Genomic DNA, 13,853 nt, shown 5'->3' with positions numbered 1-13,853 from the left:
AACAGATAATATCAAGGCTAGCAACTAGATGTATCTTTGTGATAACCAGCGAAAATTAATCAAAAGTATCAAATAAGTTTGAGTAGGTCAGACTTGTGTCTAAATCTTATGTAGGTTGACCAAATTATCAGCAAAAAAGTATCAGTAAATACTAATTGATTTTTAAAGGTCAATGTAGCGTCAATCGCTGAAAGCTGCTACTGTATATTGTCGATCCTACAGTTGAGCATCAAGAAAGTGGCTGCTGAATCAATAACAATTGCGATCGCACTCAATAATGACTTCATTAACAATCTGGATCTGTCGCCTGCATCAACGGTGATTGAGAAACTGCTGCAAGATGGGGTTACATCCCATGAACAGCAGCTACGTTTTGATATCAATTACGATCTCGAACCTGGCGATCCACGGGAACTATCAGAAATTCCAGAGGTGCGGCTGTGGTTTGTGCGCCTAGATGCCAAATATCCCTGGTTGCCATTTTTACTAGATTGGAAAGCAGGAGAGTTTGCTCGTTATGCTGCCATGCTTGTACCACACCAGTTTAGTTCCAAAGAAGGTATTCAGTATAATCCCGAAGCCTTAGAGATATTTTTGATGCACAAAATTTTTATCTTAGGTGATTGGCTCAAACAGCAAGACATCCCTAGCCTATCGCGGCTGAAGTCTATGGCCCAAATGCTGGGCTATGAATTAGATGATGCTTTTTTTGGGATATTTTAACAAGAAAGAATTCAGGAGTCAGGAGCCAGAATTCAGTCAAATTAAGACCGGGCGAATAGAATTCGCCCGTTTCCTTTCTTGTTCTGAATTCTGAATTCTTCAAAAAACGACTGGTTTAGCCGCCCCAAATCTTCTCTAAAACTGCGTTTGGTGAAATATCCGCAGTTTTTCCCGTGGGGGATTCAATGGCCAGAAATTTATCGTTTTTCGGCAGCAACTTAACCGGATCGGTGGGCCCAAATAGGGCAATGGTATAGGTTTGGACAGCAACACTCAGTTGTAGTGCTGCATTATCAGTAGACAGCAGCAAATTTGCGCCGGCAATTATGGCAGTTAACTTGCCAATATCATCTGGGGCAGTTACTTTGATATCTGGAGAAGACTCCAGGAGCGATCGCACAAATTGCTCATCATCAGACCCCTTAACGACCAATACAGGCAGATCCGGCTGCTTGTCTTGAAAGCCATGAATAATTTGATGCCAACTTTCGACAGGATAGATTTTATCCAGTTCTTTAGACTTAGATAACTGGCCAGAACTGCCATTAATCAAGATATAGCCTGTTTCATTCACCCCTAAACGTTTTTGTTCCTTTTGTGCCCACTCAATATTTGGTTTTGGCACATTTACGGCTAACTCTGGGACGGGGCTATTTATTTCCAATGGTTGCAGCAAATCGTGGTATAATGCCGCCGCATACTGGGATGGCTTGAACGGCACAGCATGGGTAAGAAAACCCGCTCCTTTGCCTTGGTAGCCAATACGTATCGGAATTCCCGTCAACCAGAGTAAAAGACCCACCAACCAATTTTGCTTAACAGCAATGGCAACATCGTATTCGCGATCGCGAATGTTGCCGACCAAATTACCCCAATCTGCCAGACTATTACGGTCTTGAAAATCAAAGTTCAGTACCTCGTGAACCGACTTGCTCACTTGGTAGGCAGCCTTTGACCGGGGTTCAACAACGACATCTATCTGAGCGTTAGGGTAATGGCGCTTCAGGTCATCTAGAGTCGGAAAGAAGAGAATTTGGTCGCCAATTCCGCCAGGTACAAGGGCTACTACTCGCATAATATTTATTGACGCTTACTCGCTCCCTATTTTAGGGGAAAATATATAGCTTAAAGATTGAGGAATTCTGTGTATTTACTAATTCCAGCTGCGGGAATCGGAAAAAGAATGGGGAGTAACCGTAATAAACTCCTACTGAAAGTGCGATCGCAACCAATTATTGCTTGGACTCTATTAGCCGCAGAAGCCGCCAGTAGCATCAGTTGGATCGGGATTATTTCTCAGTCTAACGATTGGCCAGAGTTCAATGCAATTCTCGCCGATCTGAAGCTAACCAAACCAGTAGAATTAATTCAAGGCGGTTCTACCAGGCAAGAATCTGTTTACAATGGTTTGCAATCTCTGCCGGTAGACGCAGAACAAGTTTTGATTCATGATGGTGCTAGATGCTTGGTTACACCAGAATTATTTAACTCTTGTGCCGAGGCAATTCGCCATTGTCCCGGTTTAATTGCTGGTGTGTCGGTCAAAGACACCATCAAAGTTGTCGATGAACAAGGGATAATTCAAGAGACACCCGATAGACGAAAACTATGGGCAGCACAAACTCCCCAAGGATTTGATGTCAAGTTGTTGAAACAGTGCCATGCTGAGGGTGTCCGTCAAGGTTGGGAAGTAACTGACGACGCCGCTTTATTTGAAAAGTGCGGCATCGAAGTCCGAATTGTCGAGGGAGAGGAGACAAATTTAAAAGTGACCACTCCACAAGATTTAGCGATCGCAGAATTTATTCTCACAAGTAGAGGGATTGGGGATTAGGGATTGGGGACTGGGGAAGAAGCAAGGGAGCAGGGGAAGAAGGGAGCCCGGATTTATCACGTATGGTGTAGGCTTCAGAGGAAGAGGAGTGTGGGGAGTGTGGGGGGTAAGACTTCTTCCCCATCCTCCCACACCCTGCCCCTCTGCCTCTTTCCCAGTCCCCAACGCCCGATGCTCAATACTCAGATTTTAATTGGAGAGTGTCAAAATATTCTTCGACTTATGTTATTAAGATACAATCCCATACACATTGTTGATTGTTAGTTGTCATCTGCTAATGACTAATGACTAATGACTAATGACTAAATGATTACAGCCACAGCGACGAAGATAGAAGCAATTCTCTATTTAAAGGGTAAACCCTTGTCGCTCGGCGAAATCGCCGAGTATGCCGCGTGCGATCGCGCCACTGTCAAGGAAGGCATAATTGAACTCATGGACAACTATGCTCACCGAGATAGCGCCCTAGAGGTAATAGAAACCCCAGATGGTTACAGTTTGCAACTACGGTCTGACTTTCATGATTTAGTGCAAACTATGATACCAGTGGAATTGGGTGTAGGTGCATTGCGGACTTTAGCTGCGATCGCTCTCAATAGTCCTATACTCCAGAGTGACTTGATTAACCTGCGCGGTTCAGGGGTATATCAGCACGTTCCTGAACTCGTAGAACTTGGTTTCATCCGCAAGCGCCGAGACAGTGATTCTCGTTCCTACTCATTGCAAATAACCCCAAAATTTCATCAGTACTTCCAAATTGAACAACTCCCGCAAATACTTTCCACCAGCCAGAAGGAAGAACAATTAGAACTAGAACTAGAACTAGAACTAAAGGGAGTGGGGAATAGAGAGTAGGGGAAGAAGGGAGCAGGGAGCAGGGACAAGAATTTTCCCCTCCGCCCCCGCACCCTGCCCCTCTGCCTCTTTTCAATGCCCCTAGAGCAAGTCAGACGCTCAAGGATTCGCTTTGCGTGTCGCTATTGAGCGTCTTGATTCTGAATTCTGAATTCTGACTTCTGAATTCTTCTTCAAAATTCGTGACTGTAACCAACATTACCCCATCTGCCCTTCACATTTTGATAATATTCAGCTTGTGACTTGTATTACCCTCTTAACGACGATTAACCGTTGGCAAGTACAACTAGTGCAACAGATGCCGCTTGTTTACAACCTAGAAATACGAATCAATTGATTTGGGTGGGAGGGAGAGAGCATTTTATTTGGAGGTTGGTATTCTCATAGCTTTGTCAGTACGTCCATATAATTAAGTCTGCTGAAAAAAAGAGCAAGAGACTTGTATTGGTATAAGTATTTTCGTTAAGCTGGCAACCAAAGATGAAAATTAAGGTCTGAATTGCTTAAAAGCGTAGTTTAACGATGTAGTCATTAAGTCATTAATAAAGAAAAATGATTAATGACTAAGGACAACCCAATACGATTTGACATGTTTTCGACCTCATACCCACTTAAAATAAAATAAAAAATGGCTAACAACGAAGAATCACGTGGTTTAAAGTCTCTATTTGATTGGTTTGCAAATCGAAAGAAGTCAGGAGCTACCAGCCTCGAACGCCAAGAGCGTGAAATTGCTGATGGACTTTGGCATAAATGCTCTAAGTGTGGCGTATTGGCATATACAAAAGACCTGAAAGCCAATCAGATGGTTTGTGTTGAATGTGGTCATCACAATCGAGTAGACAGCGATGAGCGCATTCGTCAATTGATAGATCACAATACCTGGAAACCCCTGGATGAGCATTTGCGTCCAACCGATCCGCTGGAATTTCGCGATCGCAAACTCTACAGCGATCGCTTACGCGAAACACAAGATAAAATTGGCTTAATAGACGCAGTTAACACTGGTTTGGGTCAAATCAATGGTTTGCCCATTGCCCTTGGAGTTATGGACTTCCGCTTCATGGGTGGTAGCATGGGTTCGGTTGTGGGAGAAAAACTCACCCGCATGATTGAGCAAGCTACTCAACGGCGATATCCTGTAGTGATCATCTGCACCTCCGGCGGCGCGAGAATGCAGGAAGGAATGCTCTCCTTGATGCAGATGGCAAAAATATCCGCAGCCCTACAGCGTCATAAAGATGCCCGACTATTATATATTCCCGTTTTGACCAACCCCACAACAGGCGGCGTTACCGCTAGTTTTGCAATGTTGGGTGATATCATCTTGGCAGAACCCAAGGCAACCATTGGTTTTGCAGGTCGGCGAGTGATTGAGCAAACCCTGCGGGAAAAACTACCCGAAAACTTTCAAACTGCTGAAGATTTACTCCAGCACGGTTTTGTCGATGATATTGTACCCCGTACTCAATTAAAGAACACCCTAACCCAGCTGATTGCTCTACATCAGCCTGTACTAACAACACCTCACATGGTTTTGTGGGAAACAATGTCTTTGACTTCTACCGCCGCAGAATAAAGCATGGGGTATGGGGCATTGGGCATTGAAAAGAGGCAGAGGGGCAGAGGGGATAAAACTTACTACAACTCCTCTGCACCCCTGCACCCCTGCTCCCCTGCACCCCAGTCCCTCACCCTCTACTTGGCTCTTGAAGAAACATGAGTGGAACAAGGGCTACTAGTCGAAATATGCCTGAGAGGGCAAACAAGCCTAGTAAGCCTCCAGATTGAGGAAATTGGACGAGAAAGCTACCTATAGTTGTGCCTAAAGCGCCACTCACTCCAGCAACGGCAGCTGCGATCGCAAAATAGATAGACTGATTTTTAATTGGTGCGATCGCCAATTGTATATTATTGCTACACAAATCAATGGCCGCCCAAGTACCTCCACCCAAAATGTGTAATAGAGGTAGCCACAACCAGATATCAAGGCGATTAGCACCAATTCCTAGCCAGAGGAGTGGTGTGACTCCAACCAAAATCCCAATACAGATGAGGATGGGACGATTACCAATCTTATCTGCTAATTTTCCCCACAGAATAAGCATTAGCAAAGTCGCCCCCGCCTGAAGGCTGTTATAAATAGTCACGTAACTCACATCCAAATCCAGCGTGTCCAGCATGTAGAGGTTAAAAAAAGGACTGCTGAGGTTAACAGCAAGATTCCAGAAGCTAAAATACAGCAGAAATATCAAAAAGTTAGAGTTTTTCCAAATACTGTTAGTTAACTGGTCTTGTGGCAAATGAATTGACTGAAGTACTTCAGATTCATCTTTTGTAGTGTCTGATTGAATCTCACTTGTTTGTGGTGACTTGCCATAATAAGTGTTTTGCGACTGGGGATTTATATCCACCTGGAAATATTGACACCCCAATCCCATAATTCCAAAGACAATGCTTACCAGTAAGACTACCCCATAACCTTGTAGAGATCCCCCATACCAATGTGATACAACTAGTCCAGCCATTGGTACGCAAATCAAATTGGTGAGGTTCGCAGCACTATTACGTGTTCCAAAGTACCTGCCTCGCAATCGCCGGGGGACTATCATTGCCACCCAACTTAGCCATGATGCAGTTCCTAATCCTCCCAAAAGATTGCTGAATAGAACAATCAAGAGTGTCAATATTACTAACTGCTGAGTATCAATTACTCCCCAATTGATGCTGATAATACCAATTACTAAAACCAACCATAACAGCCGACCAATTCCGTGCGTCCGAAGCGAATATTGAAAACGGCTGGTGCTGCGTTCCGACAAGTAAGCACCCAAAGGCTGAATAAGATTGACCAACATCGGGATAGAAGACAACATCCCAAATACCACTGGACTAGCACCCAATTCCACCAATAAATTGCTGAGTAAAATGCCACTAGTTCCAAGAGAATAAACCGATGCTAAGACAGAATCCGCAGTGGATGCTTTTAAACTAGTGCGAATACTATCCTTAGGAATTCGAGAATTTGGAGAGATTGCTATTGATGGTGAGGCAATCTGGGCAATTTCTAGAGTCAATGGTGCAGTTGTTTCAACCTGAACAGAATCCATAATCTATGTTTATGGGTGAAGTACCCTGGATAAATCCGGTTGCAGAGGAATTAATTAGCGTTGCTGATAATTTTTCGTCATTTTAGCTTGCAATTTTCAACAAGAATTTTAAATAAGTAAAATTTCACTCCTTAGCAACAGAGGGTATAAGTAATAAGAAAGAGATTGCGATCATCTGTGAGCAAGAAAAGATTATTTAATTTTTGGGGATTGGTAATAGCGATCGCTATTATTGCTTGTCAAAGTCTACAATTGCCAAGCAACCCGTTACCATCTACCGCAGTCACCATCAAACTCAGTGGTTGGGGAGGATCTCCCGTTGAGCAAAAACTCTTGAGACAAGTGCTGCAAGACTTTGAAGCACAAAATCCAGCTATTAAGGTCAAATATGAGGTAATTTCCGACCAATACATGGATGTAATTAAAACTCGTTTGGTTGGAGAAGCCGCACCTGATGTCTTTTATCTGGATGCGCTGGAAGCTCCTTTCTTGATGAGTCAAAATGTCTTAGAACCGTTAGATGCTTATATCACCCCCAAATTTGACCTAGCAGACTTTGAGGATACCTTACTCGGCAGTTTCAAATACCAAAATCAGATTTACGGTCTTCCTAAAGACTATTCAACCTTGGCTCTGTTTTATAACAAAAAAGCCTTCGCCGCCGCCGGCTTGAGTAGTCCGCCAGCAACTTGGGAGGAATTACGTAACTACTCGAAACAATTGACAGGCAAACTTAACAAATATGGGTTTGGGGAAATTCCAGAATTGGCGCGTCAGGCTTATAAAATTAAAGCCTTTGGTGGACAACTCACCGATCAAAATAGTTATGCTACCTTTGCCAGTGAGACGGGTTTACAGGGTTTAGAGTTGGTGGTAAACCAGTATCAAAAAGACCGCTCCTCTGCCCAAAAATCGGATGTGGGGACAAACTCAGGTAGTGAAATGTTTGGTCAAAGTAAAGTGGCAATGGTGATTGAGGGTAATTGGGCAATTCCCTATCTAACTGAAACCTTTCCCCAAGTAGAGTTTGCTACCGCACAAGTACCTACTATTAATGATAAAAAAGGCACGATGGTCTTTACAGTTGCTTACGTTATGAATAAGCAAGCACAGCACAAAGTCGAAGCCTGGGAGTTGATTTCTTATCTCACGGGTAAAGAAGGAATGCAGAAGTGGACAGGAACAGGGTTTGCTTTGCCAACACGTAAATCAGTGGCAAAGAATTTGGGTTATGAACAAGATCCACTGCGATCGCCATTAGTGGCGGGTGTGAATTATGCTACACCGTGGCAGGTAGGGAAATATCCAGGGGCGATCGTCAATAACTTTGATAACCAGTTTGTTAGCGCCTTGTTGGGACAACAAGCATTAAAGCAGGCGATGCTGAAGGCAGAAAATGAAGCTAATCAACAAATTAAAGCGATGGAATAAGTAATCTTTCTTCGCAAGGTGTAGGAGCAATACCCTAGTTTTTTATTTTTGATTTTTATCGCAATTTCCCATATAGCCATAGACGTTCCCAGTCAATTAAGGCATAAGTTTCTGGAAAAAAGAAATACATTGCTTGGAGAAAATAAGCTTCTATAATTTCTTTCCAAGGGCTATCAAAATCAGCGCGTAGGCGTAGCCCGTTGTAGACATCGCTAATATTGGTCATATTCATCTAAGAAGCTAATGTTCGTCACATTTATTTATGTAAATATTGTAATCCACAATCAATTGTCCCTCGTAGTACTTACTTAATTATCGATAAATTTTCTACAATCAAGGTAGAATCAGATTTGGCAAAACCGCTCATGTTAAACTACAATCCACTGCATTGTTTGCCATCTTCCGAAGAATTACCCGACTCAGATGATACCGCTGTGGATAATGAACTACAAAATTTAATTCCCGGCTTGCTAAAAACGATACTAGCTTTGGTTTGGTGCGATCGCTGGGATTGGTTCTTTGGTGTTGACATGGGTATTTATTATGACCCCGAAAAATCAGCCGTTGTCCCTGATGGGTTTCTCAGCTTAGGAGTGAAACGCTTCATTGATGAGGATTTACGCCTAAGTTATGTGCTGTGGGAAGAAAATAAGCTGCCAATTTTAGCGCTAGAAGTTGTTTCCCAAATATATCAAGAAGAATATAGTACTAAGAAAGAATTTTACGCAAAAGAATTAGGAATTTTGTACTACGTTGTATATAGTCCTTTTCGGCGTAAAAAGACACCTTTAGAAGTGTATCGCTTAGTTGATGGCGAATATATTTTAATGTCAGGAAATCCCGTTTGGCTACCAGAAATTGGTTTAGGAATTGGGCGAGAACGAGGAATTTATCAGGGTATAGTACGGGAGTGGCTGTACTGGTATGACGAAGAAGGGCAAAAATTGCTGACACCAGAAGAACGCATCAGAGAGGCAGAAGAACGCACAGCTTTTGAAGAACAGCGACGCGTGGAAGTAGAACAACAAGTGAAAATCTTAATGGAAAGGTTAAATGCACTTGGCGTTGATCCAGAAACTTTGTCATAGATTAACCAGATTTTGTCATGACAAGCGATGTCTACGACGGGCTACGCCTACGCATCTACAACTCACTGATACATAAATTAGACTTCTTGCATAAGTTGGGAAAAGGGGAAGGGGAAAAGGTTCTGTATTGTCCCCTTCCCCTTTAACCTTTACCCTTTTCCCCCTCTTGCAAAAAGTACTGCACTCAAGACAAAAAAGATTGACAACTGCATTCATCGCAGTCTCAAATTTATAACCGCCCTTTTAACTAAGAAGCATTTTGCAACTCAGCTGTGCGGACTGAAAGCTGCTGTGTCTGATTACCTCGTTGCACTTTCACCTGTAATATTTGACCAAGGCGACTGTCTTCCACAACATTCTGCAATTGTTCAGCACTGGTAATTGCTTTACCATCAACTTGCAGAATGACATCCCCGCGCCGGATACCCGCAGATGCCGCTGGAGAATTGGGGACAACTCGCATAACAAAAACACCATTGATTTCTGGTATCTGAATCGGAGAGTTGGGATCGGTGTTATTTTGCTTGGCGAGATCGGGTGTTAAAGTTAGCATTTGCACACCTAGATAGGGGTGAGCAACTTTGCCATCACGTTGCAGTTGTGCGGCGATCGCTTTAGCTTTATCAATAGGAATGGCAAACCCAATACCCATTGCATCAGGGCGAATGGCTGTGTTAATGCCAATCACTTCACCTTGACCATTTAATAATGGCCCGCCAGAATTACCAGGGTTAATGGCGGCGTCTGTCTGAATGAAGTCTAAGCGTTTGTCACTAATGCCGACTTGGGCGCTAGAACGTTTGAGGGTACTGATAATTCCCAAGGTAACGGTGTTATCAAATCCTAAAGGATTACCAACTGCGATCGCCCAGTCTCCTACTTGTACATTACTAGAAGAACCTAAGGGAGCCACTGGTAAATCGTTACCAGCATTAATTTTGACTACTGCCAAATCTGTGACTTCATCAATACCTTGAACTTTCCCTTCAAAGGTGCGACCATCTTTGAGTCGGACTGTTACTTTATCAGCCTTATCGACCACATGAGCATTAGTCAGAACTAACCCGCTTTTGTCGATAATAAAACCTGAGCCTAAACCGCGTAACTGTTCAGAAGGAACTTGTTGAGAGAAACCTTCACCAAAAAACCGACGAAAAAAGGGATCTTCTAAAAATGGATCGACGCGGCGAGTAATTGTTCGCTCAGTATCAATACGGACAACTGCTGAACCAACACGGTTTACTGCTGCTGTCACAAAGCTAGTGCTACCGATGGCAGCACTAGCTGGTGATTGCCGTTGAGCAATGAGGTTTGAAGTATCAACAGCAGTTACCGTAGGTGCTGGTTCGGCTTGGGAGGGTAATACCTGCAATGTGCTAACGGTTAGCAGAACTCCTAGCGCGATCGCGAAAACATGAGTACTAAGTTGACGTAAAGACCGAGATAATTTGGGAAATCGCATAATCAGAACCTAATTTATAAGCCTAATTGTTGCTTAGTTGTGACAAATCTATTTACAGTTATTTTTACTTCAGGTCTCGCTTGCTCTTTCCAAGACTGGGATCAGGGCATTTTGCGAGTTACCTGTAATCAACTTAATAGAAAATTTCACCCAAAAGCTATTATGGACATTTACCCTTTACAAGTTCGGTTTTTACCCATCAATAAAACTTTTGGATTGCTATGAGACGGACTGACTGTCCTAACTGTGGACTATGGATCAACTAACTTTTGTATAAGATTTCATTCCGATTAGCTGCACCTAGCTGAGGTAAAGTGTTGATGACTGAGTGGGGAGTCAGGGCAATCGGAACAGTGGGAGGTTGTTGTAATTGTTTGATAACACTTTGCAGTAGTTGGTCTTGTCCAGTACGGAAACCCCAAACATTTGTCCCACGGTTGATAATCGCAAACCAAACCAAACCGCGATCGCGTGTAGGCATGACTCCTGCTAAGGCGCTTACATCCCGGAGAGTGCCAGTTTTGATCACAGTTGCCAGGGGAATGTGTCTGGTATGTACTGTCCCCCGGTGATCAAATCCAGACATGGGAAACAAGTCAGCTAGATTTAGCTGATGGGCAGATGCTTCAGCTTGAATCGCCATAAACATAGCACAAACAGCCCTGGGAGAAATACGATTTTCGGGGCCCAATCCAGAACCATTGATTAACTGGATTTCTGCTTGTGGCACTCTAGCCAGGTTGGCAGCAGTTGATTGCACTACAGTTGCGCCCCCTACTGAGTCTGCCAGCATCTCTGCCATGTCGTTATTACTGTAAATATTCATTTCCTTGAGCAGTTGCTTTAAGGGCAATGAGCGATGACGCAGTAACAAAGTTTGTTGAGGGTTTGGCTGTGCCTCAACTTTCACCCCACCTGTAATGATCACTTGAGGCTTGGGCGTTCCCTTAGGCATGATTGAGTATGTATAGAGAGCGGGACGACCCCAAGTTGCATGATTTAGGGTTTGCTTGAGCATTAAACCCGCCAGCATCGGCTGACGTTGGAAATTCATGGCAAAACTGCCATTAATGATCAAATTTCCCTTTACCTGCTTGATGCCCATTTTATTGAGAGTATTACCAAGAGCGATCGCTTCTTCCCAAACAAACAAAGGATCGCCACGGCCAGCAACAACCAAATCGCCTTGTACAACCCCATTTACCACAGGCCCAGTAACACTCACCAAAGTATCAAATTGGTAATCTGGCCCCCAAGTTTTCAAAGCAACTAGTGAAGTGGCAATTTTGGTTAAAGAGGCAGCCGGTAGAGGTGTCGTACCTTGGTGATTCGCCATCAACATCGGCCCCGACTGCATCCAAATGCCCTGACTCTCAGCCAGATTTTGCGCTACTACCTTTGAGGTTATGAGCTTTTTCAGATACTCCTGCACCGTAGTCGCACCAGTTGGATTTGGATCGGGGGCAAGAACTAAACCGGGGCTACTTTGCCAAGTTAGTGCATCTAAGGCATCTAGAGGCTTGATTTGTACTCCAGCCATTTCCAGCCAAAGCGACACCAAACCTGAACCCAATAATTCCAGCATCTTTTATTCCTCTGTCAGGATTTGAAACGTTGTTTACTGTGCTAATATACAAGTTTTTTTAAGACAATCAGTATTGAGTCATAATAACTGGTGTTTTTCTCATCTGTAAGTAGGGTGAATAATATTGTTTTTGTGGCTCTTTGGAAAATGCCAAAATGCCCATTTCTCATGAACATATCCGCATGAGATTTGTGATCAAAATACTTATACAGCAGAATTTTTTTATGTGAAAATACTACGCCGTTAGCCTGATTCAGAAACAGGCAACGTCTACGATGGGCTACGTCTAAGCAATTCTATAACCTTGAAGCTAGGAAAGGGAAAGTAATTCCAAATTCTCCCCCCCTTGCATTTTTTAATACCTACTTCCTTTCTGGATGCGCTACATCCTCTGGTGAAGGAGTACCCATCTGGTTAATTATGGCAATCATTTGATATAAGCGCCCTAAGTCGCGTTGATTGAAGTGCAAAATCAGGCGGGGTAGTCCAACAGTTTCATCTTGGGCTTCTTGAGGTAATGCCTGACTTTTTTCAATCCGTCCTTGAACAATAATGTTGCTAAAGTCAGCATTGAGTCGCTCTACCAGCGCGTCTGAGATATCTGTCTTCAAGCGGATGACTAACTTATCGCCGACATATCTAGAGGAGTGATAAACCTGGTAAAAACGGGTGATAGCGTCGCAAGCTACATCCAGTTTGTCTGTCACTGTGTAAAGGCTGGGGTCTTCAGGACTGACAAGGCGGTTTTTTACTAGTTGCTTATCAATATATTCGCTCCAAGAGCGCCAGTAATCACCACCAGGGCGATCGATTAAAACTAGAGGTACTGGGCCAAATTTACCATTCTGGCTTAATGTCATACATTCAAAAGCTTCATCTTGAGTGCCAAAGCCTCCCGGAAACAAGGCGACAGCATCACTTTCTTTGAGGAGAAACAGCTTGCGGGTAAAGAAATATTTGAAGTTAATTAGCTTGGGATCGCCTTCTATAAAAGGGTTTGCTTCCTGTTCAAAGGGTAGTTGAATGTTTAATCCAAAGGAATTTTCTCGCCCAGCCCCTTCATGACCCGCCTGCATGATTCCAGCACCGCCGCCGGTCATCACCATAAATCCCAATTGCGAAATAGCACGAGCAAACTCAAGGGCCATTTGGTACTCTGGTGTATCTGGCGCGAGACGAGCAGAACCGAAAATGGTGACTTTGCGAACGTGTCGGTAATCGTAAAAAAGCTGGAAACCGCGCTCCATATCTGCTAATGCAGCCGACAAGATTTTCCAATCGAGACGCTCAATTTCGGTATCAGCTAAACGAATAATAGTAGCAAGTGCTTGCTGAATAAATTGCCGATTTTTTAATGTCGGTAAACGAGCGATTAATTCAGCGATATCCGCCTGTAAAGACTCTAATGTGTCAAACGACGCAGATGAGGTCATGAGAACTGCTGCAACAATGGCACTATATTCTACGTGAACTACTCACACTCTAGCAAGCAGGCGATCGCCCTCTGATGTAGAGTTAGCAAGCTCAGAACTGGCTTTGAGGTAGTATTGCTCATTAGGGAACTCCAAGAAATAAATTATCCAATATTGTGGGGTGGGCATCCTGCCCGCCCAGTCTGTATGGCTCTCGTGTCGCCCACCCCACAAGAGTTAATTGGATATTTTTTTATTTGGAAGTCCCTTACTCAAGATTATGTTCACCGTGAGTTTGACGAACCTCTCCCTGTCTTGAACTAAAGTTCAAGCCTGTCCCTCTCCGACTCGGA

Annotated in this window: 13 protein-coding genes; 6 read left to right on the top strand and 7 right to left on the bottom strand. The window is 43.6% G+C overall.

Features of this window, described 5'->3' with window-relative positions:
- The first annotated feature begins 252 nt into the window (after positions 1–252).
- Entirely contained in the window at positions 253–723 is a 471-nt protein-coding gene (locus FD723_RS21980) for a CRR6 family NdhI maturation factor (RefSeq protein WP_179069229.1), read from the top strand.
- 115 nt (positions 724–838) lie between these two features.
- On the opposite strand, the gene FD723_RS21975 is transcribed toward FD723_RS21980, so the two are convergent.
- Complete coding sequence (locus tag FD723_RS21975) at positions 839–1,798, bottom strand: glycosyltransferase family 9 protein (RefSeq protein ID WP_179067257.1); 960 nt, start codon at positions 1,796–1,798, stop codon at positions 839–841.
- A gap of 69 nt (positions 1,799–1,867) precedes the next feature.
- Between FD723_RS21975 and ispD the strand changes: the two genes are divergently transcribed.
- The 3 genes from ispD to accD all read left to right on the top strand — a co-directional run bounded on the left by ispD (position 1,868) and on the right by accD (position 4,991).
- Positions 1,868–2,557, top strand: coding sequence for a 2-C-methyl-D-erythritol 4-phosphate cytidylyltransferase (ispD, locus tag FD723_RS21970; RefSeq protein WP_179067256.1), 690 nt, complete (start codon positions 1,868–1,870; stop codon positions 2,555–2,557).
- Between the two features lie 306 nt (positions 2,558–2,863).
- Positions 2,864–3,412, top strand: coding sequence for an SMC-Scp complex subunit ScpB (gene scpB / locus FD723_RS21965; protein ID WP_179067255.1), 549 nt, complete (start codon positions 2,864–2,866; stop codon positions 3,410–3,412).
- 628 nt (positions 3,413–4,040) lie between these two features.
- A complete protein-coding gene (gene accD, locus FD723_RS21960) occupies positions 4,041–4,991 on the top strand; it encodes an acetyl-CoA carboxylase, carboxyltransferase subunit beta (protein WP_179067254.1) in 951 nt (316 codons plus the stop codon).
- Between the two features lie 112 nt (positions 4,992–5,103).
- Here accD and FD723_RS21955 read toward each other — a convergent pair whose 3' ends face one another.
- Entirely contained in the window at positions 5,104–6,522 is a 1,419-nt protein-coding gene (locus FD723_RS21955) for an MFS transporter (protein WP_179067253.1), read from the bottom strand.
- A 177-nt stretch (positions 6,523–6,699) separates the two neighbouring features.
- On the opposite strand from FD723_RS21955, the gene FD723_RS21950 reads away from it, so the two are divergent.
- Complete coding sequence (locus FD723_RS21950; RefSeq protein ID WP_179067252.1) at positions 6,700–7,953, top strand: ABC transporter substrate-binding protein; 1,254 nt, start codon at positions 6,700–6,702, stop codon at positions 7,951–7,953.
- Between the two features lie 55 nt (positions 7,954–8,008).
- Here the strand turns inward: FD723_RS21950 and FD723_RS21945 are convergent, their stop codons facing one another.
- On the bottom strand, positions 8,009–8,179 hold the full coding sequence (locus FD723_RS21945; protein ID WP_179063519.1) for a hypothetical protein: 171 nt from the start codon (positions 8,177–8,179) through the stop codon (positions 8,009–8,011).
- 139 nt (positions 8,180–8,318) lie between these two features.
- Between FD723_RS21945 and FD723_RS21940 the strand changes: the two genes are divergently transcribed.
- Positions 8,319–9,041, top strand: a complete 723-nt coding sequence (locus FD723_RS21940; protein WP_179067251.1) for a Uma2 family endonuclease — start codon at positions 8,319–8,321, stop codon at positions 9,039–9,041.
- 247 nt (positions 9,042–9,288) lie between these two features.
- On the opposite strand, the gene FD723_RS21935 is transcribed toward FD723_RS21940, so the two are convergent.
- From FD723_RS21935 to FD723_RS42980, 4 genes are all read right to left on the bottom strand, one after another.
- Positions 9,289–10,503, bottom strand: coding sequence for an HhoA/HhoB/HtrA family serine endopeptidase (locus FD723_RS21935; protein ID WP_179067250.1), 1,215 nt, complete (start codon positions 10,501–10,503; stop codon positions 9,289–9,291).
- Positions 10,504–10,765: 262 nt separating this feature from the next.
- Entirely contained in the window at positions 10,766–12,088 is a 1,323-nt protein-coding gene (locus FD723_RS21930) for a D-alanyl-D-alanine carboxypeptidase (RefSeq protein WP_179067249.1), read from the bottom strand.
- Positions 12,089–12,450: 362 nt separating this feature from the next.
- A complete protein-coding gene (locus FD723_RS21925; RefSeq protein WP_179067248.1) occupies positions 12,451–13,521 on the bottom strand; it encodes an LOG family protein in 1,071 nt (356 codons plus the stop codon).
- Between the two features lie 42 nt (positions 13,522–13,563).
- The gene (locus FD723_RS42980; protein ID WP_256874894.1) at positions 13,564–13,689 is read right to left on the bottom strand and encodes a hypothetical protein; all 126 of its coding nucleotides are present in this window, start codon (positions 13,687–13,689) and stop codon (positions 13,564–13,566) included.
- Positions 13,690–13,853 lie beyond the last annotated feature (164 nt).

Source organism: Nostoc sp. C052, from assembly GCF_013393905.1.
Taxonomy (GTDB): Bacteria; Cyanobacteriota; Cyanobacteriia; order Cyanobacteriales; family Nostocaceae; genus Nostoc.
Note: the sequence above shows the minus strand (reverse complement) of the source record. Positions and strands in the feature narration are given on the sequence as shown.